Origin of the sequence: Streptomyces sp. CA-106110, from assembly GCF_050936285.1 — a bacterium.
In the GTDB taxonomy this organism is placed as follows: domain Bacteria; phylum Actinomycetota; class Actinomycetes; order Streptomycetales; family Streptomycetaceae; genus Streptomyces.
The window spans coordinates 5,639,001-5,661,307 of sequence record NZ_JBNJNB010000001.1; the positions used below are offsets into that span (position 1 = coordinate 5,639,001).

The window sequence follows — 22,307 nt, forward strand, 5'->3', positions numbered from 1 at the left end:
CCCGGCAGCCCTGGGACCCCTCGCACGACGCACGCCCCGCCCCCGTGGTCCGTACGCCCCTCCGTTCCTCTGAACGCCGCACGGTGTCCGCACCCCGACAGGACTCCTGCGGCGCCGGCAGCCGGCACATCCCTCCTTCACACATGGGATAAAACCGGATGATCATGACATCCGCGGCCATGGCGCCCGGGGTATTACGGGGGCGCGCGACGCACCGCCGCGCACTTGCGTGATGATCCATGGACACCGTCACGAGCCAGAGGACCCTGATGCGCACGTTCCACGTCCCCCTCGCCCTCACCGCCCTCACCGCGGCCCTCGCCCTGACCGCCTGCGACAGCGCGAGCGGCGACGGCGGCAAGGACACCGCGGGCTGCCGGATCGCCGTCAAGGTCGGCCCCGGCAACGCGGCCACCAGCGCCGGCGACACCGGCAACGTCCCGGTCACCATCACCAACAACGACTCGGAGAAGTGCACCTTCGAGGGCTTCCCGGGTATCGAGCTCAAGGACGGCAAGTCCGCCTGGGACGTCGCGGAGGAGCAGGGCGCCAAGCCGGCCAAGGTGACGCTGCAGAAGGGTGAGGCGGCGACCTTCACCATCACGTACGTCCGCGGCGACGGCGGCTCGCTCAGCGCTCCGATGAGGACGGTGAAGATCACCGTGCCGGGCGCCGCCGATGCCGGGAGCTACCCGTGGTCGTACGGCGATGTGGCGCTCAAGAGCCCGAACACCCCGGACGCCTCCGTGAGCCCCGTCCAGGTCGCGGGGGACTGATCCCCTCGCTCAGGGGAGCCGGGGCCGCCCTGTGACCTGGGCGCGGTCGGCGGCCGCGGTCCCCTGCTCCCATCCGGCCACGTCACCGGCCCCGCGCAGCCGGGTGGTGACCGTGGCGGGGAACATCTGCTCCATGCGGTCCGCGACGGCCACGTCCCGGGCCGCGAGCACCGGCAGCAGGTCGCCCTCGCTCTGCGCGACCTGCCCCTCGGCCACGGTCCGCAGGCGGTCGCCGATGCGGTGCGCGTACGCGGTCAGGAACGACTGCCGGAACGTCTTCGTACGCTTCCGCCCGCCCTTGCGCTGCGCCGCCTCGGCCTTCGTCATCGCCGTGGTGGCCTGCACCAGCAGCGAGGTGTAGAGGAGCTCGACCGCCCCGAGGTCGGGTTCGAAGCCGATGACCGTGGAGAAGCCCAGGGCCTCGTGCCACACCGCGCGGCAGCGGTTCGCGGTCGCCACCGCGTCCAGGAGGACCGCCTTGGCCGTCTCGTACGGCGCGTCGACGCCGATCCGGCAGGCGCCGGGCGCGTCCCCGGTGTGCGTACGGGCGGCGAGCAGCGCCTCGTCGATGCTGTACCGCGCCATCAGCTCCTGCGCCTTGGCACTGAGCGCCTCCGCCTCCTCGGGATAGCCGGTCGCCTCGGCCTTGGCGAGCAGGGCGCGGATCCGGGTGAGCATGCGGGACTCCGGCTGCTGCGGTCCGGCCTGCTGCCGCGGCAGGTCGAGGGATTCGAGGGCCGGCAGCCGCAGGAGCAGGCGGTAGAGCTTCAGGACGGCGGTGGCGTACGAGAAGCGGTCGGCGGCCCGTGGACGTTCCGGGTCGAGGTCCTGGAGCTGGGCGGCCCAGCGGGGACCGGGGGCCGGCCGCTCACCCGCCTCCTCGACGATCAGCGCGGACACCAGGCGCACATGGAGGTCGTCCAGTTCACGGCGCACGATGCGTACGACGTCGGCGGGCTGCCAGCCGCGGCGCCAGGCCGCGGCGACGAACTGCTCGCCTCGCCGGGCGAGTTCGGCGTCGGCCGCGGGGTCAGCGGCGAGCAGCGAGGCGCCGGTGTCGAGCGCCGCGTCGGTGTCTTCGTAGAGGGCGGCCCGGAAGGCGCGGTCCACGGTGGTCGTCGTACTCACGCGTCCGATCGTGGCACGGACACGGATGCAAGGTGTCAACTTCGGGTTGACAGTGCCTGAGCGTCAACTTACGGTTGACACATGACGGAGAAGCCCTACACAGCGAACCTGCGTCTCGACGACCTGATCGAAGCCATCAAGAAGGTCCACACCGACGCACTCGACCAGCTCCAGGACGCGGTGATCGCGGCGGAGCACCTCGGCGACGTGGCCGACCATCTGATCGGCCACTTCGTGGACCAGGCCCGGCGTTCGGGCGCGTCCTGGACCGACATCGGCAAGAGCATGGGCGTGACCCGGCAGGCGGCCCAGAAGCGCTTCGTGCCCAAGGAGTCCGCGGACCTCGACCCCAGCCAGGGGTTCAGCCGCTACACCCCGCGCGCCCGCAATGTGGTGATGGCCGCGCACAACGCGGCGAAGGCCGCGGGCAACGCGGAGACCGTCCCCGACCACATCGTCCTCGGGCTGCTCACCGAGCCGGAGGCGCTCGCGGCCAAGGCGATCACCGCGCAGGGCGTCTCCCTGGAATCGGTGCGCGAGGCGGCGGCCGCGGCGCTCCCGCCCCGTCACGAGAACGCGCCGGAGCTCCTGCCCTACTCCCCCGCCGCGAAGAAGGCCCTCGAGCTCACCTTCCGCGAGGCGCTCCGCCTCGGCCACAACTACATCGGCACCGAGCACATCCTCCTCGCGCTCCTCGAGCAGGAGAACGGCGTGGGCCCGCTGAGCGGCCTCGGCGTCGGTAAGGCGGCGACCGAAGCGCATGTGGTGAAGGAGCTCGACAAGATCCGCAAGAAGCTCGAAGAGAACAGCTGAGCCGCTCGGACAGCTCGTCCCGGCCCGTTGTCAGACCCCCCTGCCAGACTCGCAGTATGACCGGGCGCTGGGCTCTCGCTCCGGCCGAGGACGGTGGCGTGGAGGTCGCCGCTCTCGGCCCGGACGGGCTGCTCGCCGGGCCCGTGGTCAGGGAGGAGGATCTCGGGGAGGCCGTCCGGGCACGGCCCGAGGTCACCCGGTGGGTGTGGCGGTCCACCGCCGACGTCCAGCCGCGTCTGCTCGCCACGGGGGTGCGGGTCGACCGGTGTTACGACGTCGAGGCCGCCGAGGCCCTCCTCCTGGGCCACGAGGGACGCCTCGGTGAGCCCCGGTCCACCGCCGCCGCACTGGCCCGGTTGCGCGGCGGCCCCGTACCGCCCGATCCCCCGTCGCGCTCCGCCGAGCCCGGCTCGCAGTCCTCCCTGTTCGAGCCGAGACCCGTCCACGTTCCGCTCCGCGACCTCGTCGAGGTGTACGCGGACCAGCAGCGCCGGCACGAGGCCACCGCGCACCCGGACCGGATGCGCCTGCTCACCGCCGCCGAGTCGGCCGGAATGCTGGTGGCCTCCGAGATGAACCGGTCGGGGCTGCCCTGGAGCGCGGACGTCCACCGCGACCTGCTGCACGAACTGCTCGGCGAGCGGTACGCGGGCGGCGGCGAACCCCGGCGGCTGGCCGAGCTGGCCGACGAGGTGTCGGCCGCCTTCGGCCGCCGTGTCAGACCCGACCTGCCCGCCGACGTCGTCAAGGCGTTCGCACAGGCCGGGATCAAGGTGCGCTCCACCCGCCGATGGGAGATCGAGTCCGTCGACCATCCCGCCGTGAAGCCCCTGCTGGAGTACAAGAAGCTGTACCGCATCTGGGTCGCCCACGGCTGGTCCTGGCTGCAGGACTGGGTACGCGACGGCCGCTTCCGGCCCGAGTACCTGCCGGGCGGCACGGTCACCGGCCGCTGGGTCACCAACGGCGGCGGGGCCCTGCAGATCCCCAAGGTCATCCGGCGTGCCGTCGTCGCCGACCCTGGCTGGCGACTGGTCGTCGCCGACGCCGCCCAGATGGAACCGCGCATCCTGGCCGCGATCTCGCGCGACCCGGCGTTCATGGAGGTCGCCGGTCGCGAGGCCGACCTCTACCAGTCGGTGTCGGACCGGGCGTTCTCCGGCGACCGGGGCCAGGCCAAGCTGGCCGTGCTCGGCGCGATCTACGGCCAGACGTCCGGCGACGGCCTGAAGAACCTGGCCGCGCTGCGCCGCCGCTTCCCCAAAGCCGTGGCGTACGTGGACGACGCGGCCCGTGCGGGCGAGGAGGGCCGGCTGGTGCGGACCTGGCTCGGGCGTACGTCCCCGCCCGCCGCCGGGACGTCGGACGACGCGACGGAGGAGGCGGGCATTCCGCAGGAGGACGGCCCGGTGGAGACGTCCGGGGAAGGACACCAGTGGATGCCCGGCTACGCCTCCACCAACTCCCGCGCCCGGGGCCGTTTCGCGCGCAACTTCGTCGTGCAGGGCAGCGCGGCCGACTGGGCCCTGCTGATGCTCGCCGCGCTGCGCCGCTCCTGTGCGGGTCTCGCCGCCGAGCTGGTCTTCTTCCAGCACGACGAAGTGATCGTGCACTGCCCGGCACAGGAGGCGGACACGGTGGTCGGCGCGATCCAGGAGGCCTCGGACCTGGCGATGCGGCTGACGTTCGGCGAGACACCGGTGCGCATTCCGTTCACGACGGCCGTGGTCGAGTGCTACGCGGACGCCAAGTGACGGTGCGTACGCGGCCGTCGGGCGGGCACGAGACCCGCGCCGCACTCCTGACGCAGTCCCCGGCTCACCCCCCGCGCCGGCAGTTCCCTCAGCTCACCGGCCACTGGGCTGTCCGGTCCTTCGGGGCCGAGAGGGCGGACTCCCACTGCCGACGGGCCTCCTCGATGTCGCCGTCCGCCCGGTGGAGCAGCCCCAGCTGGTGACGGGCGAGACCCTCGGTGTACCGGTCACCGCGACGGACGGCGAGGCACAGCAGTAGTTCGCACTCCTGCGCGACCCGACGGGCGTCGCCCCGGCCCGGCAGCGCCCGCACCAGCCCGAGCCTGCGCCGCGCCGTCGGTGCCGAGTTCCTCGATGAGGCGTTCGCGCAGGTCACGGTGGACGGCCAGGGCCTCGGCCGGGCGTGCGGTGCGGTTCTTTGCAGCACGAGCATCAGCAGACGGTGGAAGCCCTCCCACGACGAGCGTTCGGCGACCAACGCGGCCAACTCCGCTGCGAGTCCGTCCAGTCGGGAGCCGCCGAGGTGCAGTTCGGCGTCGTACCGCCACTCCAGGACAAGCAGCCGCGTCTCCTCCAGCCGCTGCACAAGAGCGCGCCCGCCGGTCTCCAAGGGCAGACCGCTGAGCGGAGCTCCGCGCCACAGCGCGAGCGCGGCGAACGCCGCATTCATGACCGGTCGTTGGCCGGATGCGCGAAGGGTGCGCGAATCAGCCGTCCAGCACATTCACGGCCCCGCCGTCCGACCGCCCCATGGACCGGTCGCCCCGTCGTCCGACCGCGCCGTGGGCTAGATGACCGGCGGTCGGCCGAGCCTGGTCAGTCGCCACACCGTGTGCCACCGCATGGGCCGCCGCTCCCCGGGCGAGGTGCGCAGCCCTTCGAGGAACCCGCCGAACCAGGCCTTCAGCCCGCCGACCGATCGCGTCCGCAGGAGGGTGACGGCGATCCACACGCCCAGGTGGACGGGGATGAGCGGGAGGGGCAGCCTGCGTCGTACGAGCCACACGCGGTTGCGCGCCGTCACCCGGTAGTAGATGGCGTGCCGGGCGGGTGAGGTCCTCGGGTGCCGGAGCAGCAACTGCGGTGCGTAGAGCACGGTCCAGCCGGAGTCGAGGGCCCGCCACGCGAGATCCGTCTCCTCGTGGGCGAAGAAGAACTCCGCGGGCCAGTCGCCGGTCTCGGCGAGCATCGCCATGGACAGCGCGTGCGCGCCGCCGAGGAAGGCGGTCACCGGTCCACCGCGCAACGGATCGGCCGCACCGACCCTTGGCACGTGGCGCTGCTGGGTCTCGCCGTGCTCGTCGGCGATACGGAATCCGACGATGCCGAGCCCCGGATCGGCGGCGTACAGATCCCGCACCCGCCGCAGCACGTCGGCGTCGATCAGCAGCCCGTCGTCGTCGAGTTCCACCACGACGTCGACGTCCCCGAACTCCCGCAGCCGGGCGAGGGCCACATTGCGGCCGCCCGGGCAGCCGAGGTTCTCCTCCTCCTCGACGCACGTCACCTCCCCCGGCAGTCCGAGACGCTCGGCGAACTCGGGCAGGGGGCAGCCGTTCCCGACGACGACGATGCGGGAGGGGGCGAGGTCCTGCTTGGCGACCGAGGTGAGGAGGGCGTCGATCTCGGCGGGCCGGTTCCCCATGGTCACGACGGCGACAGCGATACGGAGGCCGGGCTCCTGCTCCGCCTGCGACACGACACCCACCCCATCCCGGCCGACGACAGTGACGCGATGCTAACCGTTCACTAAGAGGACGCCTGAGGGTCTCTGGTTCTCAGTGCTCTGGATGATTTACCGACTGGTTGCCCCGACGTGCCACCCACGCCCACCGCCGGTCCCCACACCACCCACCAGGCCCCGTCACGCGCACCCCTGCCCCCCGCTTCCTCCCCCGGCCGGCCGTCCCGGACCGGGTAACCTGGCCACGACCGCGCGCAATGCACAGAAACACGAGAAAGGGGGCGGAGGATCGGGGCCGGAAAGGCGCCGTGATTCCCACCGCCGATGCCGTCCATCCCGCGGGTTGGTTCGCCCAAGGAAATCTCCAGCCCGAGCAACCCTCATGTGAAGGAACTCGCCGCCCTCCGTCGCCGACGGAACAGGCAGAGCTCCGGAGTGACCCTCGTCGAGGGCTATGAGGAACTGGATCTCGCCCTGCGGGCCGGCGTCCGTCCCCGCGAGCTGTACTACTGCCCGGCACTGACCGGCGGATCCGACCCGCGGAACGTCCTTGCTCGCGCGGCCGAACGCGGGGCCGCCCTGTTCAGCCTGAGCCGGCAGGCCTTCGACAAGGCCGCCTACCGGGAGGGCCCGGACGGCTGGCTCGCCGTGGTCCCGGACATCGAGACCGATCTCTCCCGCATCGCGGTCGACGAACGGGCCCTGTTCCTCATCTGCGAGAGCGTCGAGAAGCCCGGCAACCTGGGCTCGATGCTGCGCACCGCGGACGCGGCGGGAGTGACCGCCGTCATCTCCGCCAACCCCGTGACCGACTGGGGCAATCCCAATGTGATCCGGGCCAGCAAGGGCACGGTGTTCGCCGTCCCGATCGCCTCGGCCGACTCCGAGGAGGTCGTGCACTGGCTGGCCGAGCACTCGGTGAACGTCGTCGCGACGACGCCGGACACCGACGTCCTGATGGCGGACGTCGACATGACCGGGCCCACGGCGATCCTGATGGGCAGCGAGAAGTACGGACTGTCGGACCAGTGGCTCGCCGGCCGTCACACCAAGGCCAAGATCCCGATGTTCGGTCAGGTGGACTCGCTCAACGTGGCGGTGTCGGCCGCCCTCTTCACCTACGAGGCCGTGCGGCAGCGCATGGCGACCGGGCAGCGCTGAGAACCGCTCTTCTTGAGTCCTGTTCCGTGCGGCGTCATCCCAGCCAGTCCGTGTAGCGGATGCTGCCGATGCGCGCATCGGCAGGAGCGATGATCGCTTCCGTCGGGACGGCTGCGAACAGGCCCGCGGACTCGTCGGTGACGACGCTGCGACGGTCGTCTCGCACTCGCAAGGTCAGTCGACCGAGCTCGTCGAGGGGAAAGACGTCGGGGCCGGCGACGCTGATCGTGCCGTTCAGCGGCGGCCCGGTGGCGACATCGGCGAGCGTGTCGACGGCCTCCGCCACCGCGACCGGTTGCAGCCGGGTGGTGGGCAGACGGACGGTGCTGCCGTCGCTGGTCCACCCCACGATCTTGTCGATGAACTCCATGAACTGGGTGGCGCGCACGATCGAGTACGGAATGGGGCCTTCCACCACAAGGACCTCCTGAAGGACCTTGGCCCTGTAGTACGCGACGTCGGGGACACGGTCGATGCCGACGATCGACAGCAGGACGATGTGCCCGATGCCTGCCCGCTCGGCGGCTTGAAGGAGATTTTCCATGGTGACATGGAAGAACTCGGACGCCGTCTCGTCGAAGCCGGGCGCGTCAATGGTGTCCACGACGACGTCGGCCGACCCGAGCGCCTCCTGCAGTCCTTCTCCCGACTGGAGGTCGAGTCCGCTGGACCTGCCGTGCGCGGCGACCTCGTGGTCGGCGGCCCTCAGCCTGTCCACGAGCCGGGACCCCACGAAACCAGTGCCACCGATGACCGCGATCTTCATGAAGTGGCTCCTTCGCCACGCGAGGGACACCAACGCGTGAGGGGAGTCGGCATCAGCCGGAACGGGGCGCGCGCAGATGCCGTCGGCCGGCCAGCTCCTCCTCGTCCACGAGCGTGAGCATGGGCTGGCCCGGAACCATCATCATCACGACCACGAAGCGGCTCCAGATGTCCTCGCGGTTGTTGCCGTCCTGGTAGTGGATCACGTCGCCACCAGGCTCCCAGAACGCCTCCCCCGCGCGAATGACGCGCTCGGGCTCACCCTCCAGTTCGAAAAGCATCTCCCCCTCCACCATGTAGCCGAACACCGGCCCCGAATGCCGGTGCGGAGGGGTTCCGGGATCACCCGGCGGGAACTGCACGAGCGCGGTCATCACCTGGGGCCGCTCCGGGACGGACGGCGGCTGGATGTCCAACAGGGACGTGAGCGCCGTCTTCCAGGCGGGCGCCCCGGGCGTGATCTCCTCACCGGTGGATCGGGATTCTGGGGCGGGCATGAGCTACTACCCCCGTTCTTCGCCGGATTTGCCCCGCAGGATTCAAAGGTCGGTGGCATGGCACCGGACCGCTCTCAGGCGTACCGACGGTCCCGCGAGGCTGTAACCCTCTCAGCCTGACTCAGGCGCGCATCCACCGCCACCGCGACCACCGGAGCCCCACCCCAGCCGAAAAGAGTCCAGAAATATCGAGCCGGGTTCCGGGTGGAGGCGCTTTCGAGGTTCGCGCCTCCGCGAGAATTCCGTGTCGAGCCCCCGATTGGACGCAGCGACCCTCCGCTTTTCAGGCGATCTCCGGCCCCGTCCGGTTCGAGCACCGGCGCGGAGGGGAAAACAGCGCACGTCCGTTGTCTGCGGACGTTGATGTCACGTCATTACTCCGTCCGAGACCGGTTCTGGTGTTGAAGCACAGGCTGTCGCCTCACCAGCCAGCCCGCCTCTCTTGCGGACAGCGCACGACCCCGGCGTGATACCGCGGTGCATGATGTGCCGTCGGCCCACTACGACACGAAGAGCTCCCCCTCACGCATTGCGTTTACGAATTGACCCACCGTATACCGCGATGCTCGCTCGTCACGCAGTAAGCAATCACCGCCAGAAAAGGAAACAGTCATGCGCGTTTCAAGATGGTGCCTCATGGCCGCTTCGGTCCTCGCACTGACGGATATCGGATGCCACGCCTCCATGTCGTCGGTCTCCCAGCCCAAGAGCGATAAGGAATCGGGCAGCTACGATGTAATCCATCTGCACGGCGAGATGCAGAAGAACAAGAGGCTCAGCAATGGGGATCACACAACCGGAGTAGGCAATCAGGTCCTGATCACCGAGAACCTCATGCGCAACGGACACAAGTCCGGCTTCTCCGCAGTTATGTGCACCCAGGTCGGTGGCCCCTCGAATCCCACCCAGGCGAATCCGGCCACTCAGCTGTGTTCGGGCGTTTACAACCTTGATAAGGGGCAGATTACCTGGCAAAACACACTCTCCGTTTCGCGCCAGGGCACTCCACCGCCGTGGAAAACGGCCATCACCGGCGGCACGGGGGAGTACACAAATGCCCGCGGCTATATTCTTGTCAACGGGGAGAAGAGCGACTACACGGTTTATCTCGTCCGAGCGTCCTCCTCGTGAAAGCGCGGGGCCCAAGCCCTGCCCGGAGCGGAAGGCGGGCGGCCTGGTGTTCACCCGTCCCAAGACCAAGAGGGGCCGGAGCCCTGCCCGTCGGCGACCGTCGCCTGTACGACGGCAGTCGCCACACGGCCGGCACAATCCGGAACAGTCCCACCCGCCCAAGGGCGCGACACGACGCCTGGGGGTCGCCTTCATGCCTCGTCGGGAACCCACGGCTGAGACCAGAACCGAGACCAGGGACAGCCTCATGACACGGGCCCGCCCCGCCGTCGGGTCCACTGAACGAAAAACCCCAGCTCAAATCCACTCTGAGCTGGGGTTTTGGTGGAGCCGCTTTCGGGATTCGAACCCGAGACCTACGCATTACGAGCTCACCAGAGCGTTGCACCACCGTTCCCCGAGAGTCCCCGTTTTCCTCGTCTGTGCAGGTCAGTAGCAGTGGGTGTATGCGGGGCGCCATGATCGTTCACGGGGTTTCACGGTCCTTCCGGCCCCATCCTGGCCCCACAGGGGCCCCGCCGGCGGGTGGGCCGGGCCCCAGTCGGGCAGGCCCGCAGTTGAGGGCCGGGCGGCAAAGTGGCGTCCAGCGCAGAGACCTTGCGACGCAAAGAGGCCCTACCCCGCTTGGGGTAGGGCCTCTGGCCGTCTGCGCGCGCCCTGTCCGGGCCGCTGAGGAGAGGCTAGCGGTTCTGGCGCTCCCTCGCCCGGCAGTAGGGACACACGACCTGGGCGTTGGGCTCGTAGCGCGCCGGCAGGCCCTGGCAGCGTCCGCAGCAGCCGACCTGGTTCGGGGAGCAGCCAAGGGTGAGCGCCGCTGCGGCGCGGTCCGTGGTCGGGTCGGTACCGGATACGACGGGTCGAACGCCATCGAGCGTTCCTCGGCGAGCCACACCCCGTCGCCCTCCGCCAACTGGGGCTGCGTCACTCAGCAGGCTGCACCGACCAAGTGCGTCCCTCCCATCGATGTGCCGCGGGTGCCTTCAGCCGCTGGATGGGCAATCGTTTGCCGACAGACGCGACGCTGGCCTTTCCCGTGTAGGCGCCTCTCGTTCCACGTCAACTCAAGCCTCGTGGCAGGCGCATGAGGGGAGTTCGAAGTTGTGAACCCGGCAAGACTGGCCTGCTGGAGCTTCCCCATCCTCGTGAGACTGCGCTAGCTTCGCCGTTTGCATGGGGAGTACAGCGAGCCGGGAGCTTCTAACAGGACCATCAGGATGGCGAGGCGCCATCTACCGCGTCCCACCCATGTCTTCTCACCTTCATTAGGAGGAACGGGTGGCCCATCGCGCCCTCGTACGCGGCTCGATCGCCGTAGCCGCATCATTCACCCTGGTCTCAGGCCTCGCCGCGATCGCCGCACCGGCCGCCCAGGCCGACAGCCCCACCGAGACCGTCATTCCCGCCGCCCCGGACTACCTTCCGAGCCCTGACGTGTTGGACTTCGCTGGTCCCGGCGGGTTCCTGCACCAGCAGAGCGGCAGCAACTCCGGGGCGGTCTGGACTGCTTACCCCGGCGGCCCGGATATCGCCGTGAAGGGATCTCTCGCCGGACACCCTGACGGCGCGGGCGCGGATGTCGTGGCTACCGTGGACACGACCGGTATCGAACTCCACGACATGGACGCCGGTACCACGATGAGCATCCCCATCCCTGCCGGTCAGCGTTACGTGGGCACGTACGGATCGCACGTTGTGACGATGGTGCCAGGGTCCTCAGGCCGGGGGATTGCCTCACTGCACATCCTCACGTCGGCTGACGGCCAGGTCACCGACACCCAGATGACGGGCTGGCCCGCAGACGCGACCATCACCGGCGGCACGGGAGCGGGCGACGCCGACTCCACGGTCGTGCACTACACCGACACCACGGGTACACGGCTCGCCCTGGTAGACCTCAACACCGGCCAGATAACTCCGATATCCGGCACCGTGCCGCAGGCAAACGTCTCCGTCCTCCTGACGGACAAGTACATCGCCTGGTACTCCCAGCAGGACACCTCAGCCATCCACCTGGTACCGCGGTCCTCCCCCGGCGACCCGCAGACGACCGTCACCGTGCCCGCTGTCGCCGGCATGGTGGCCACCGGATTCGGCATCGCAGGCGACTGGCTCATAGCGATCCACAGCCCCTCCAGCACCCCAACCTACGGCCTAGTGCTGCGTTCCTCAAAGTGGGTGTGGACCGCTGGGCGTCAGGGGGCGCATGATGCGTGGTGAAGGACTGTGCCATGTATCCGCCTCTGTACGCGCGTCCGGCGCGTGATCCGGACGAGGAGCGCAAGATCCGCAAGCTGGCCGGCGCTCGTCATGCCCCCGCTGATTGGATCCTGCGAGCCCGCATGATCAGCCTCAGCTGGGCCGGGAAGCAGGTCACCGCCATCGCCGCCGAACTGGGTTGCCATCCCAAGACCGTGCGGGAGCGGCTGCACCGGTTCAACGCCGAGGGCATCGACGGGCTCGGCGACCGGCCGGTCCCCGGACGCCCCCGCCGGCTGACCGAGGCCGAGCGCTCGGTGATCATCGCTCTGGCCGAAAGTGACCCGCCCGGGCGCCCGGTGCCCGGTCCCGGCGGCGTCCTGAAGGCTGCCGACGAGGCCGGGCCGGGCGAGTGGACGCTGGATGCGCTCACCGAAGTCGCCCGCGAGCGGGGCATCGACGTCCACCGCAGCCAGGTGCGCCGGATCCTGCGGGCAGAGGGGGTGCACTGGCGGCACCCGCGGTCCTGGGCGCACAGCACCGATGCGGAGTTCGCCCCAAAAGGGCGCGGGTCGTCGGGCTGTACACCGACCCGCCGCCGCGCTCCACGGTGATCTGCGCGGACGAGCTCGGCCCGGTGATCCCGCGGACCTTCGCCCCCGCCCCAGGCTGGTCTCCCGGCGGGCACCGGATCAAGGCGCCGCTGGAATACTCCCGCGGGCGGGAGAAGACCTGGGTGTACGGGGCCCTGCGACCGGCGGACGGCCAGGAGGTGACCCTCTGCGCGCCGTCCCGCAATACCGCCGGCTGGCTCCGGCTACTGCAGGAGATCGCCCGGGCCAACCCGCGCGGCCGGCTCTACGTGATCGCAGACAACCTCTCCAGCCACACCAGCGGCCCCGTCCGCAGGTGGCTGCGGAAGCACCCGAGGGTCCATCAGGTCTTCATCCCCGTCGGCGCGTGCTGGCTGAACCTGGCCGAGGGCTGGTGGCGGCTGCTGCGCAAGGCCGCGCTGGCCGGGCAGACCTTCGCCGACCCCGGCGAGATCGCCTACGCCATGAGGGTGGCCACCGCCCAACTCAACACCCGTGCCCACCCGTGGGTTTGGGGACGACCACCACCACCGCACCGCCGACTGCGCCGGAAGTTCGTCTACCTGCTTTGAGGAACGCGGCACTAGGCGGTCCGCTGACCGCCACACCCTTGACCAGCGGCGACACGCAAACCCTCCTCCCCCACGCCACCCCGGACGAGATACGCACCGGACCGGGCGGCGTTCTGGTCGTCGGCGGGGCGTCGGTCACCGACTGGGCAGCACGCAGGGTGACCCCCGGCCCCGATGGCACCCCCACCGTGACCGCAGTGGACTCCGACCCGGCGACGCCATCACCGATCGACGGACTCTCGCTCGCCGGTGGCACCCTGTTCACCGTCGAACGCAGCAGCACGCCCGCCGTGAACGGCTTCACCCGCACCATCACGCTGGGCACCACGCCCTCCTACGGTGCCCACACGACGTTCGGCCAGACCTGGGCACCCAGCAACTGCGACGCAGCGGCCACGTGCGCACCGCCGATCGGGACCGGTGACGGCCGCATCTCGCAACTGTGGGCCGGCTCCGGAGACGACAAGGTCACCGTTCAACAAGGCGAGACCGGCTACTTCATCGAACCTTCCGCGACCGGCGGCACGCTCATCGACGCTGATGGTCGCTATGTGGTCTACGACGGCGTCTCCACGCACAAGCAGTACATCGGCGACACCGATTCGGCCAACCCCGGCCGGGTACTGTTCACCCGCCCGGTCACCGGGGCGGCGTTGTCGGGCTCCACGCTGTGGGAGGCCGGCCCGACTGCGGGCACCATCAGCCAGGTCGACCTCACCACGCAGAAGACCGTGCAGACCGTCGCCACCGGTGCCCCGTGCGTGCCAAGCGAACTGCAGGCCGCGGCCCGCCGATGGGTCTACTGGTCCTGCGGGAACAACGCACCAGGCGGTGTGTGGGACCTCACCACGGGCAAGGACATACCCCTGCCGTCCGCAGGGCCCGCCCAGCTCGGCGACGGCTATCTCGTCGAACATGACGAGGCTGCCGGAAAACTGGTGCTCACCGACGTCCACACCGACACCGCGGCCACCAGCGACCTAGCCGATCTTCCGGCCGGGCCGCTTACCGACGACCGCCGCATGACCTGGGCGGTGGACAAGTACCACGGAGGGATCGCCTTCCTCGACGCGCACGAGAACATCCACGTCGTCGACCCGCAGATTCCCGCATCCGCCCCCGCGCCGGCCGCCGGCACCGCCATGCTGTCCGGACAGGTGCTTCCGCCGGGACACCATCTGAGCAGCAGCAGCGTGACGCTGGTGATGCAGACAGACGGCAACCTCGTCGCCTACCTCAAGACAGGCGGCAGCGGCACCGGCCAGGCCATCTGGTCCAGCAGGACCTCCGGCCACCCCGGCGCGTACGCGATCATGCAGACCGACGGCAACCTCGTCATTTACACAGGCACTGGCGGCCCCGGTAAGGGCGGCGCCCTGTGGTCCACCAAGACCTACGGCAACCCCGGCGCGCACACGGCCCTGCAGGACGACGGAAACCTCGTCGTCTACCGGGCCGGGAGCACCGCCCCCGGCAGTGCCCTGTGGTCCAGCGGCTCGTACGCGCGCCCCCAGACCATCGCCTCCGGCCAGACTATGAAGGCCGGATGGTGGACACAGAGCCGATACACCCGGCTGGTGATGCAAACCGACGGCAACCTGGTGATGTACCGCAAGCGCGACGGCGCCGCCATCTGGTCCAGCAAGACCTCCGGACACCCGGGGGCGTACGCGATCACGCAGACCGATGGGAACCTCGTCCTCTACAAGAGCAGCGGCGGGCCCGGTAAGGGCGGCGCCCTGTGGTCCACCAGAACCTACGGCAACCCCGGGGCGTACGCGGTCATGCAGGACGACGGCAACCTCGTCGTTTACAAACGCACTGGCGGCCCCGGCAAGGGCGGCGCTCTGTGGGCCAGCAACACCACGCACAACATCCCCTGACGCCTCTCGTACGCGGCACAGGGCGCCGACCCCAGCCAGGGTCGGCGCCCTGAGTAATCAGGCTTCGGCGCCCGTCGCGCCGCGATCCACTCTGCCCTATCCAGCTCCGTCGGCGGCCCCACATAGCTCGCCGCATCCGCACGAAAGACGCTGTGCGGCCATTCCACGGGCGGATGGGTAAGCCCTAGCTACTAAGCGGATGACCTGAAGTTCTGCGCGGAATCTGGAGCGGCAGCGGCGGCCTGGCGCGATGGCCTCGATGACGAGAAGACCTCGCCGGGTGTTGTATCGAGGTTGACCAAACTACGACAAAACCGGCGAGGTCAAGGCCAGTATGCGTCCGGCATCCGGGTTCGCCAACCGCCCCGGTCCGGCGTACCAGCACCTGTATCACCTGCTGCATCACCGGTGGCGAGAGGCCTCCCGCGCGGTGATCGTGCTGCTGTCCGCGGCTGGCATGACCGCAGGAGAGATCGGCGAGCTGCTCGGCTACCACCCGGCCACGGTGCGCCGCTGGATCCATCGCTACAACACCGCCGGCCTGGCGGGCCTGGCCGATCGCCCCCGCGCGGGGCGGCCCCGGCTCGGCGGGCCGAGGCTGGGCGAGCGCATCCGCCGCCTGCTGACCCGCCCCGGGCCGTGGACCATCCGCCGGATCTGGCGCCGCCTGGGCCGGCCGAAGATGAGCCTGCGCACCGTGTACCGGCACACTCGCGAACAGGCGGCCTGGCGGCGGCCCCGCCTGGTGGCCAGGGGTGACCCCGAGCGCAGGCGCACCCTCGCCGCCCTGCGCCGCCAACTCGCCGCCCTGCCCCACGGGTCGGTGGTCTGGGCCGAGGACGAGACCCACCTGCACCTACTGCCGCACGTGCGGGCGAGCTGGATCCTGCGCGGGACGCGGCAGCAGGTGGCCACCCCAGGCAAGAACCGGCAGGCCACCGTCTTCGGGGCCCTGGAAGTGGCCACCGGCGCCTGGGTCTACACCCTGGGCCGCCGCAATGCCGCCGCCTTCGTCGCCTTCCTCCAGCTACTGCTGGCCGCCTACCCCGCCGCCCCGGTCGTCGCGGTGGTCTGCGACAACGACAGCATTCATCACGCGAAGGCGGTGACCGCCTACCTGGCCGACCAGCCCCGCCTGCGCCTGCTGTTCGGCGCCCGCTACAGCCCGCACGACAACCCGGTCGAGCGCATCTGGGCCGCGCTGAAGGCCCACATTGCCAACACCGCCGTCACCTGGCCGGGCCGCCTGCGCCAGGTCCACGCCTTCTTCCGGCAGCGCTCACCCACCCAGATGCTGACCACCGCCGCACCCTGGGCCTCGCCCTGGCTGCCGAAGAGTTACGCGCAGAACTTCAGGCAAGCCGCTTAGTAGGGCTTGGTCAGGTTCGTATTGATGGGGATCTTTGAATTTGGCTCTGCCCGCGATTCCGTGAATGATCTTGCTGCTGCTGCGGCAGGCTGCCGCCGAATCGATCTCACCTCTCGGCCGCGCCGCCGAAGTGGCACGTCGTCTGTCCGGCCGTCGGCCCGATGTTTCACCCGTCACGCCGTGCGGTGCAGGCGGCTTGACGCCTTATGGTTCCGCAGCGGCAGCGCGGGCGAGCGCCGGATTACCGATGAGGCCTTTGCCTTCGGCAGGATGGGCGCATGACCGAGATCCGCACACCCCGCCTCCTCCTCCGTAGCTGGCACGACGACGACCTCGCGCCGATGGCGGACATCAACGCGGACCCACGGGTCATGCGCTGGATCGACGACGGCTCGGTGCGCGACCTGGACCACACGGTCGAGGACATCGAGCGGTGGGAGGAGGAGTGGGACGAGGAGGGCTTCGGACTCTTCGCCGTCGAGCTGCTGGCCTCGGGCGAACTGATCGGCTTCACGGGACTGTCCGTGCCCGAGTTCCTGCCGGAGGTGATGCCCGCCGTGGCGATCAGCTGGCGGATCGGCTCACAGTTCTGGGGCCAGGGATACGCGTCCGAAGCCGCCCACGCCACGCTGGAGTTCGCGCTCCAGGACCGTGGCCTGGACCGGGTCATCAGCATCAACCGGGTGGGTGACAACGCCTCCGAGAACGTCATCCGCAAGCTCGGCATGGTGCCCGAGCGGGAGACGGCACACCCGGTGTACGGCTACCCGCTGCGCGTTCACGCCATCGATCTCACCGAGTTCCAGGCATGACCCGACCGAGCCGTCGATCACCACAAGACAGCTGACCACTGTCCCCACGCCCCCAAGCGCATTAGGGCCCGTATCGAGTCGTAATCAATCTGCGGGATTCGCCCTCGCGGCAGGTCCTGGACCGGTAGTGATGCGAGTGCAACTGACCGACGCGGAATGGGCGTTCATCGAGCCGTACCTGCCAATCGGCGAGTACGGCCCCTACCCCGAGCGGCTGCGGCAGCAGTTCGAAGACGTGATCTGGCGGTTCAAGACCGGCGGGCAGTGGCGGGAGATGCCGCAGGAGTTCGGCGCCTGGTCGACCGTCCACAACCGTTTCCGGCAGTGGCGTGACGCCGGCCTCTTCGAGGCCCTGCTGGAGGGCCTGATCGCAGAAGCATCGAAGCGGGGCGACCTGTCCCTGGTCAGCATCGACTTCACCACCGCGCGCGCTCACCATGACGTCGCCGGGATGCACTTGGACCAGGACGTCCTCACCGCCCTGGAGAAGGCCGCGGCCGAGGAGGAGAAGGCCGGGTCAAAAGGGGCAGCCTCGAGGCATCCCACATTGGGCAGTTGCCATGATGGGGGCTGAGGTGCCGCCTGCACAGCCCCCAGCAAGCTCCTTCCCGGGAATCACCTGAGGAGCTCCGTGGTGGCGTGTGCATCGTGCCCGTCCACAACCACCAGCCGGTCGCCGCGACCCAACATCGCAGGCAGACGTACTCGACGGAGCGTTCCCAGACACGAGGGCCCGCCTGCTCTACACATCTTTCGCGTCGGGCCGTCATGCGCTCAGTGGTCAGGGAACATCTTCCCAGGAGTTGCAGTGGTGGGTGTCGCCCAGATGACGACGGACCCGGCACCGTGGCCCGCAGCCACCTTCACGATGCCGGGGTCGATCCACATCACGGTTCTCATCGGCAGGTCGAACGAGGTGAGCCTGAAGCCGGCGCGCGCGGCGGCGTCCGCGAGCACGTCGTCCGGCACAGGGTCGACCACGACGGCGCGCATGTAGGAGCCGAAGTCAGGCTCGTCGGGCAGCCAGCAGTACTTCGCGAGGTGCTGTTCGATCCTGTCGGCGAGGGCGGTGCGGAACGCGTCGATCTGTTCGCGGGTGCGCTGCCGCCTGCCGTGGGCCGTTGTGACGTTCGCCGAGGCCGTACGTAGCGGCGCGCCGACATCATGGTGCGAGGGCGTGGCGAGCTGCTCGGCCCACCAGGCGGCGGCGGCCACAGCTTCGGAGCGAGGGGCCGTTGGCCCCATCCCCTCGCGGCTGCCGCGAGGCCGGCGAGGATGGTGAGGGCGCGGTTCGGTGAGGGTCATAGTGATCCCTAGGTCGAGACCGGCGTGGGGGGCCGGGTGTCAGTGTGCAGGCCTGTGAAGTTCCTGTGAAGCCATGTGGCACTCCTGGCAGCCTCGTTGGACAGTTGCCCCGCCCCCATAACGCCCGCTCGAAACCCTCCAACTGTGCCCAGGCCTTCAAGGCGGCCGGGCGAGGCGCACCGTTACTGGTCGGAGGGCTGGGAAATGTTGCCCATCACGAGCAGGTGGGCTCCGGCCGGGGTTTCCGTCACCGTGTGGCCGAGCTGGATAAGCAGCCCCGAGACCGCAGCCTGCACGATGGCTTTCATGGCGTCGCCGGAGGATCTCGACTGGTCAGCAGCCAAGGCGGTGAAGCCGTCCGAAGCTGTCCACTTGATCAAGACGCCAGACGGGGCGGGCATCACCCGCAGGCCCGGGTGACGGTTGTCGGCATCCTCGGCCAGGTGAAAGCCAGCCTGCGTCAGAGCGTGCTTGACCTCGGACACGAATTCAGGCAGCGCGGGCGACACCGGGGCCGCCTACCCGGCACCTCCAAGATCACACATTCTCGGAATGCGGTTGGCCCTCGCCTACGGAAAACTAGGGCCATGGCCATGGCCCTGCGTTGCGTGAGCGTGGATGCGCCTTGCGGGCCTGGCGGCCGCCGCATACGCATCGATGACGAGGTCCTGGGCACGGCGTACTCGCTGCACGATTTGGCAGTGTTCCTGCGACGCGCCGGGCTGGCGGGATGGGATGAGCTGGACGTGGCCGAATCGGACGCCATCGAGTGGCACGGCGGCGGTCCGGAAGTGTGGCCGCGCCACGTCTGCCCGGACGGCTGGGCGGCCCCGGGCGGGCCCGCCTCGCTGGTGTGAGGGAGACGAGGCGGGCCGGATGGGAGCCCGACCACGTGAGGCGCCCGGGTTCACTGTTGCACCGGAGACGAGCCGAGGGGCCAGCGTCGCCGCGCGGCAAACCTTTCGAGCGATGCACCGGTCGCTCGTTCCCGTGCGAGCCAAGCCGCCTGACGGACGGCGCGTCCCCTGCCTCCCGGCGCCACGCCGTGGGAGGCAGGGGCGGTGAGCCTCGACTCCTGCTGAGGGGGCGACTGAGCCGAGGTGTAGAGAGACGTACCCGCACGCGGCAGGGCCGTAGCTCGGCCGGGCGGGTGGACCGTTGGCCAACCGTTCGCCCATCGATGATCCTTTGGCCAGTCGTTCATGCATATGCAGAACGAAAGTGCTGCAGCTGCGCCGACCTCTTTCAGGTGATGTGCTCGTCAGCTGGTCAGGCGAACCACCAGCCGGACAGCCGGCCATCCTCACCGACCTCGGCGGTCAGCCGCACGCCCGGCAGATCATGGACCCGGACGCCGATAGCGTCGGCGATCTCGGTGGCCGGGTAGCACTCCGGCTCGGCCTGCTCCGCCGGCGGGACGTCGGCGACGATCTCGGCCTGGTCGCCGAACAGCAGCAGGACAAGGACACGGACACGCTCAGCGGTCATGGTCTCCATTCTTCTCGGTAGGCGGGGTGGTCGCCGTATGCGGCGGCGAGCGACTTGATCGACCAGTAGTACGCGGCGTCGAAGCCACCGTCTGGGTACTTGGCCTCGCACTCGCCCTGGCACCACTTGTCGTGGGCCCGGATGATCCGCCGCTTGGCTTCCACTTCGGCGAGAGCGCGGGCCGGGTCGTGGCCGGCGATGTGCTCGCCAAGGACCGGCACGATGCGCTCGGCGATGACCACGCCGCTCTGCGCGCGCACGGCGGGTGGGTCGTACGACCAGGCTTCTCCACCCCTGCGGCGGACGGTGGCCTTGCGGGCGGTCTCGTCGTCCTCGTCGAGCCGGTCGCGTAGAAACGTCACCAGTTCGTCAGCCATGGATCTCTTCCTCTCCCGTGCGCTGGATAGCGAAGGCGCTCACGCTGTGGCGCACGTCCAGCCACGTCTGAACGATGTTGCGGGTCGCCCCCACAGGGAGGCTCGGCACGGGCTGGCCGGGCCGGAGCACGCCGGACATGACCACCTTGTACGCGTCGTCCTCTACGAAGACGTCGAGGACGACGTCGATTCGGTCGCCAGGCTGGATCACAGTCGGCCTCCCGTCTTTGATCGGATATGTGCGCGAACCCGGCCGCCATGAAGGTGTCCCAGCCGGGCCGGTCGAGCCTTGAGGACCGGCATATCAGCAGGGCCAGGCCGTCCCGCCCGCACGGGCCGCACCACGCCGCCCGGGCACGCACGGGCGGCGCAGCGCTGAACCCGACGGGCGGGAACGCGGCCGGCCGGACCTGAAGGAGTGCGCTCACCTCTGTACCCCCGGGGCAGGCTGAGGCTCGGCGAGGACGTCTGGGGGTGATGGTCTCGCCGCTGGCGCCGCGCAGGCTGCGGCCCTGGCGGAGGTGCCAGACGTCGGCATAGGCGAGCGTTCCGCCCTGGCAGTCCATCTGTGGCGGGCAGACCTTCGACACGGCGGGCAGGCGGGGACATTGATGTAGCGGTGCGCCAGAACCCCTCGGGCGTGCCGCACTGGCCGGTCCAGTTGGGGACCGCCTCAGAGTCGTCGATCGTGTCGTCGTCCCAGGCGCCCACGGGCGCCCAGCCGTTCGCCACCGCGTGCCTGCGGGCCCGGGTTATACCGGCCGGGCTGGCGCCGTGTTCCGCCGGGTCGGCATTTCACAGGTCGTCGTACTTGTCGCGGACCGCGAGGGCGCGGCGTGCGAGGGCGTGCTGACGGGCATTTGCGGACGCGTGTACGGGGCGCTATGGCAGCTTCGGCGACGGCGTGCGCGAAGGCGTCGGGGCGGGAACGGAGAGCGGAGCGGCCGGTACGGCCGAGGCCGGGGGAAGCGTCGGGACCGACGAGGCGGCCGACCTCGTCGGCAGGCCCGGCACCTTCCGAACCTCGGGCGCCTGCGGGACCCGCGGCGCCGACAGCATCGGAAGCGGGGACGCGGACACGTCCAGCAGGGACGGCACGGGCACCGGCAGGGACGTTCCCCCGGTGGGTGAGGGCGTCCGGCCCCAGGCTCCGGGCGGCGGGGGCGAGGAGGTGGGCATCCTGGGGGCGTGCCCCCGGCCCGTGACCTCGCTGCCCAGGACCTGCGCGTCGCTGGACACGGCCGGCCGCGGCGCCGGACCGTTCCCGTTTCCGCCGGTGTCGAGCGCGTACGGCAGCACGAACCCCGCCACCACCAGGGTCGCCGCCGTCGAGGTGACCGCGACCGCCTGGGCATTGCCGCCCCCGCGCAGCCGCCCGCGCCCGACCAGGAACAGCACCAGCCCGAGCGTCCCGGCCAGCGAGGCGCGCAGCGTCCGCCGGGCTCGGGCGAGCAGCGACTCGACGGTCCGGTAGCTGAGCCCCATCCGCACCGCGACCTGGCTCACCTCCAGGTCCTCGGACCTCAGCCGAAGCGCCTCCGCCTGCCGGGCGGGCAGCTCACCGCTGCGCACTGCGAGCCACTTTGCCTCGGCCCGGTCGCACACCGCCTCCTCGACGGGTATCGGGCCCGGCGCGACGAGTGTGGGGCGGCTGCCCACCTCGGCCTCGCGGTTGACCTGCCGGTGCCGGTCGACGCACAGCCGCATCGTCACCGTCGTCAGCCAGGCGCCGAGCCGCTCGTCGTCGAGGTCCGGGCGCTCCGCGGCCCGCAGCATCGCCTCGTGAACGGCGTCCTCGGCGTCCTCCTGGTTCATGGATCGCCGCCGGGCCACCTTGAGCAGCTGCTCGCGATGGCTCCACATGCGCTGCCAACGCTCGTCGGCGGCTGCTGTGTCCGCAGGCATGTCCGTCGCCATGAGGGCCCCTTCGCGCTCACCCGCCGGTCCTGTGGTTCCGACGGGTGGCGACATTACCGCCGAGTAGCGGCAGTTGTGGAGGGGGA

At 70.1% G+C, this 22,307-nt stretch carries 23 protein-coding genes and 2 pseudogenes; 13 read left to right on the forward strand and 12 right to left on the reverse strand.

Annotated features, from left to right (window positions below):
• Positions 1 to 239 precede the first annotated feature (239 nt).
• Complete coding sequence (locus ACQEXA_RS25925; RefSeq protein ID WP_359394686.1) at positions 240 to 776, forward strand: DUF4232 domain-containing protein; 537 nt, start codon at positions 240 to 242, stop codon at positions 774 to 776.
• Between the two features lie 9 nt (positions 777 to 785).
• Here the strand turns inward: ACQEXA_RS25925 and ACQEXA_RS25930 are convergent, their stop codons facing one another.
• Entirely contained in the window at positions 786 to 1,904 is a 1,119-nt protein-coding gene (locus ACQEXA_RS25930) for a DUF2786 domain-containing protein (RefSeq protein WP_432930906.1), read from the reverse strand.
• Between the two features lie 81 nt (positions 1,905 to 1,985).
• Here ACQEXA_RS25930 and ACQEXA_RS25935 point away from each other — a divergent pair, with 81 nt between their 5' ends.
• Both ACQEXA_RS25935 and ACQEXA_RS25940 read left to right on the forward strand, forming a co-directional pair.
• A complete protein-coding gene (locus ACQEXA_RS25935; protein ID WP_432930904.1) occupies positions 1,986 to 2,717 on the forward strand; it encodes a Clp protease N-terminal domain-containing protein in 732 nt (243 codons plus the stop codon).
• A gap of 56 nt (positions 2,718 to 2,773) precedes the next feature.
• On the forward strand, positions 2,774 to 4,471 hold the full coding sequence (locus tag ACQEXA_RS25940) for a bifunctional 3'-5' exonuclease/DNA polymerase (protein WP_432930902.1): 1,698 nt from the start codon (positions 2,774 to 2,776) through the stop codon (positions 4,469 to 4,471).
• Between the two features lie 227 nt (positions 4,472 to 4,698).
• Here the strand turns inward: ACQEXA_RS25940 and ACQEXA_RS25945 are convergent, their stop codons facing one another.
• From ACQEXA_RS25945 to ACQEXA_RS25955, 3 genes and pseudogenes are all read right to left on the reverse strand, one after another.
• A complete protein-coding gene (locus tag ACQEXA_RS25945) occupies positions 4,699 to 5,019 on the reverse strand; it encodes a BTAD domain-containing putative transcriptional regulator (RefSeq protein ID WP_433134620.1) in 321 nt (106 codons plus the stop codon).
• Positions 4,941 to 5,195 (reverse strand): annotated as a pseudogene (locus ACQEXA_RS25950) (BTAD domain-containing putative transcriptional regulator); the annotation flags it as partial. The pseudogene ACQEXA_RS25950 and the gene ACQEXA_RS25945, both read right to left, overlap by 79 nt.
• Positions 5,196 to 5,258: 63 nt before the next feature.
• Positions 5,259 to 6,170, reverse strand: a complete 912-nt coding sequence (locus ACQEXA_RS25955) for a glycosyltransferase family 2 protein (RefSeq protein WP_432930898.1) — start codon at positions 6,168 to 6,170, stop codon at positions 5,259 to 5,261.
• A 309-nt stretch (positions 6,171 to 6,479) separates the two neighbouring features.
• On the opposite strand from ACQEXA_RS25955, the gene ACQEXA_RS25960 reads away from it, so the two are divergent.
• Positions 6,480 to 7,316, forward strand: coding sequence for a TrmH family RNA methyltransferase (locus ACQEXA_RS25960; protein WP_432930896.1), 837 nt, complete (start codon positions 6,480 to 6,482; stop codon positions 7,314 to 7,316).
• A gap of 34 nt (positions 7,317 to 7,350) precedes the next feature.
• Here ACQEXA_RS25960 and ACQEXA_RS25965 read toward each other — a convergent pair whose 3' ends face one another.
• Together ACQEXA_RS25965 and ACQEXA_RS25970 are read right to left on the reverse strand one after the other, a co-directional pair.
• The gene (locus ACQEXA_RS25965) at positions 7,351 to 8,082 is read right to left on the reverse strand and encodes an SDR family oxidoreductase (protein ID WP_433131148.1); all 732 of its coding nucleotides are present in this window, start codon (positions 8,080 to 8,082) and stop codon (positions 7,351 to 7,353) included.
• Positions 8,083 to 8,134: 52 nt separating this feature from the next.
• The gene (locus tag ACQEXA_RS25970; RefSeq protein ID WP_433131150.1) at positions 8,135 to 8,578 is read right to left on the reverse strand and encodes a cupin domain-containing protein; all 444 of its coding nucleotides are present in this window, start codon (positions 8,576 to 8,578) and stop codon (positions 8,135 to 8,137) included.
• Between the two features lie 636 nt (positions 8,579 to 9,214).
• Here ACQEXA_RS25970 and ACQEXA_RS25975 point away from each other — a divergent pair.
• The 8 genes and pseudogenes from ACQEXA_RS25975 to ACQEXA_RS26010 form a co-directional block, all read left to right on the forward strand.
• On the forward strand, positions 9,215 to 9,709 hold the full coding sequence (locus ACQEXA_RS25975; RefSeq protein WP_432930889.1) for a hypothetical protein: 495 nt from the start codon (positions 9,215 to 9,217) through the stop codon (positions 9,707 to 9,709).
• A 1,275-nt stretch (positions 9,710 to 10,984) separates the two neighbouring features.
• The gene (locus ACQEXA_RS25980) at positions 10,985 to 11,926 is read left to right on the forward strand and encodes a hypothetical protein (RefSeq protein WP_432930887.1); all 942 of its coding nucleotides are present in this window, start codon (positions 10,985 to 10,987) and stop codon (positions 11,924 to 11,926) included.
• An 11-nt stretch (positions 11,927 to 11,937) separates the two neighbouring features.
• Positions 11,938 to 12,519 (forward strand): helix-turn-helix domain-containing protein, encoded by a 582-nt coding sequence (locus ACQEXA_RS25985; RefSeq protein WP_432930885.1) that lies wholly within the window; start codon positions 11,938 to 11,940, stop codon positions 12,517 to 12,519.
• The gene (locus ACQEXA_RS25990; protein ID WP_432934313.1) at positions 12,516 to 13,070 is read left to right on the forward strand and encodes an IS630 family transposase; all 555 of its coding nucleotides are present in this window, start codon (positions 12,516 to 12,518) and stop codon (positions 13,068 to 13,070) included. The genes ACQEXA_RS25985 and ACQEXA_RS25990 overlap by 4 nt, the downstream gene beginning before the upstream one ends.
• 38 nt (positions 13,071 to 13,108) lie before the next feature.
• Positions 13,109 to 14,953 (forward strand): hypothetical protein, encoded by a 1,845-nt coding sequence (locus tag ACQEXA_RS25995; protein WP_432930881.1) that lies wholly within the window; start codon positions 13,109 to 13,111, stop codon positions 14,951 to 14,953.
• A 334-nt stretch (positions 14,954 to 15,287) separates the two neighbouring features.
• The gene (locus tag ACQEXA_RS26000) at positions 15,288 to 16,322 is read left to right on the forward strand and encodes an IS630 family transposase (protein WP_433131032.1); all 1,035 of its coding nucleotides are present in this window, start codon (positions 15,288 to 15,290) and stop codon (positions 16,320 to 16,322) included.
• A 278-nt stretch (positions 16,323 to 16,600) separates the two neighbouring features.
• Positions 16,601 to 17,134 carry a GNAT family N-acetyltransferase gene (locus tag ACQEXA_RS26005; protein WP_432930879.1) on the forward strand — a complete coding sequence of 178 codons (534 nt, stop codon included), beginning with the start codon at positions 16,601 to 16,603 and terminating at the stop codon, positions 17,132 to 17,134.
• A gap of 127 nt (positions 17,135 to 17,261) precedes the next feature.
• Positions 17,262 to 17,657: pseudogene (locus ACQEXA_RS26010) on the forward strand (transposase); the annotation flags it as partial.
• Between the two features lie 251 nt (positions 17,658 to 17,908).
• On the opposite strand, the gene ACQEXA_RS26015 reads toward ACQEXA_RS26010, so the two are convergent.
• Positions 17,909 to 18,349: a hypothetical protein gene (locus ACQEXA_RS26015; RefSeq protein ID WP_432930877.1), complete on the reverse strand. Its 441-nt coding sequence runs from the start codon at positions 18,347 to 18,349 to the stop codon at positions 17,909 to 17,911.
• Positions 18,350 to 18,621: 272 nt separating this feature from the next.
• On the reverse strand, positions 18,622 to 18,948 hold the full coding sequence (locus ACQEXA_RS26020; protein WP_432930875.1) for a hypothetical protein: 327 nt from the start codon (positions 18,946 to 18,948) through the stop codon (positions 18,622 to 18,624).
• A 78-nt stretch (positions 18,949 to 19,026) separates the two neighbouring features.
• On the opposite strand from ACQEXA_RS26020, the gene ACQEXA_RS26025 reads away from it, so the two are divergent.
• The gene (locus ACQEXA_RS26025) at positions 19,027 to 19,296 is read left to right on the forward strand and encodes a hypothetical protein (protein WP_433131152.1); all 270 of its coding nucleotides are present in this window, start codon (positions 19,027 to 19,029) and stop codon (positions 19,294 to 19,296) included.
• Between the two features lie 412 nt (positions 19,297 to 19,708).
• Here the strand turns inward: ACQEXA_RS26025 and ACQEXA_RS26030 are convergent, their stop codons facing one another.
• The 4 genes from ACQEXA_RS26030 to ACQEXA_RS26045 form a co-directional block, all read right to left on the reverse strand.
• Complete coding sequence (locus ACQEXA_RS26030) at positions 19,709 to 19,927, reverse strand: hypothetical protein (RefSeq protein ID WP_432930871.1); 219 nt, start codon at positions 19,925 to 19,927, stop codon at positions 19,709 to 19,711.
• On the reverse strand, positions 19,924 to 20,304 hold the full coding sequence (locus ACQEXA_RS26035) for a DUF6221 family protein (RefSeq protein ID WP_432930869.1): 381 nt from the start codon (positions 20,302 to 20,304) through the stop codon (positions 19,924 to 19,926). Before ACQEXA_RS26035 ends, ACQEXA_RS26030 begins: the two co-directional genes overlap by 4 nt.
• Positions 20,297 to 20,515, reverse strand: a complete 219-nt coding sequence (locus tag ACQEXA_RS26040; protein ID WP_432930867.1) for a hypothetical protein — start codon at positions 20,513 to 20,515, stop codon at positions 20,297 to 20,299. The genes ACQEXA_RS26035 and ACQEXA_RS26040 overlap by 8 nt, the downstream gene beginning before the upstream one ends.
• Before the next feature lie 671 nt (positions 20,516 to 21,186).
• Positions 21,187 to 22,221, reverse strand: coding sequence for a sigma-70 family RNA polymerase sigma factor (locus ACQEXA_RS26045; protein WP_432930865.1), 1,035 nt, complete (start codon positions 22,219 to 22,221; stop codon positions 21,187 to 21,189).
• Between the last annotated feature and the right edge of the window lie 86 nt (positions 22,222 to 22,307).

Bases quoted from the DNA above. Each gene is read 5' to 3' on its own strand.
- ACQEXA_RS26025 (WP_433131152.1), top strand. From the start codon at position 19,027: ATGGCCATGGCCCTGCGTTGCGTGAGCGTGGATGCGCCTTGCGGGCCT.
- ACQEXA_RS26000 (WP_433131032.1), top strand. From the start codon at position 15,288: ATGCGTCCGGCATCCGGGTTCGCCAACCGCCCCGGTCCGGCGTACCAG.
- ACQEXA_RS26030 (WP_432930871.1), bottom strand. From the start codon at position 19,927: ATGACCGCTGAGCGTGTCCGTGTCCTTGTCCTGCTGCTGTTCGGCGAC.
- ACQEXA_RS26035 (WP_432930869.1), bottom strand. From the start codon at position 20,304: ATGGCTGACGAACTGGTGACGTTTCTACGCGACCGGCTCGACGAGGAC.
- ACQEXA_RS25925 (WP_359394686.1), top strand. From the start codon at position 240: ATGGACACCGTCACGAGCCAGAGGACCCTGATGCGCACGTTCCACGTC.
- ACQEXA_RS25970 (WP_433131150.1), bottom strand. From the start codon at position 8,578: ATGCCCGCCCCAGAATCCCGATCCACCGGTGAGGAGATCACGCCCGGG.
- ACQEXA_RS25985 (WP_432930885.1), top strand. From the start codon at position 11,938: ATGTATCCGCCTCTGTACGCGCGTCCGGCGCGTGATCCGGACGAGGAG.
- ACQEXA_RS25965 (WP_433131148.1), bottom strand. From the start codon at position 8,082: ATGAAGATCGCGGTCATCGGTGGCACTGGTTTCGTGGGGTCCCGGCTC.
- ACQEXA_RS25960 (WP_432930896.1), top strand. From the start codon at position 6,480: ATGCCGTCCATCCCGCGGGTTGGTTCGCCCAAGGAAATCTCCAGCCCG.
- ACQEXA_RS25975 (WP_432930889.1), top strand. From the start codon at position 9,215: ATGGCCGCTTCGGTCCTCGCACTGACGGATATCGGATGCCACGCCTCC.
- ACQEXA_RS26045 (WP_432930865.1), bottom strand. From the start codon at position 22,221: ATGGCGACGGACATGCCTGCGGACACAGCAGCCGCCGACGAGCGTTGG.
- ACQEXA_RS25940 (WP_432930902.1), top strand. From the start codon at position 2,774: ATGACCGGGCGCTGGGCTCTCGCTCCGGCCGAGGACGGTGGCGTGGAG.
- ACQEXA_RS25935 (WP_432930904.1), top strand. From the start codon at position 1,986: ATGACGGAGAAGCCCTACACAGCGAACCTGCGTCTCGACGACCTGATC.
- ACQEXA_RS26005 (WP_432930879.1), top strand. From the start codon at position 16,601: ATGACCGAGATCCGCACACCCCGCCTCCTCCTCCGTAGCTGGCACGAC.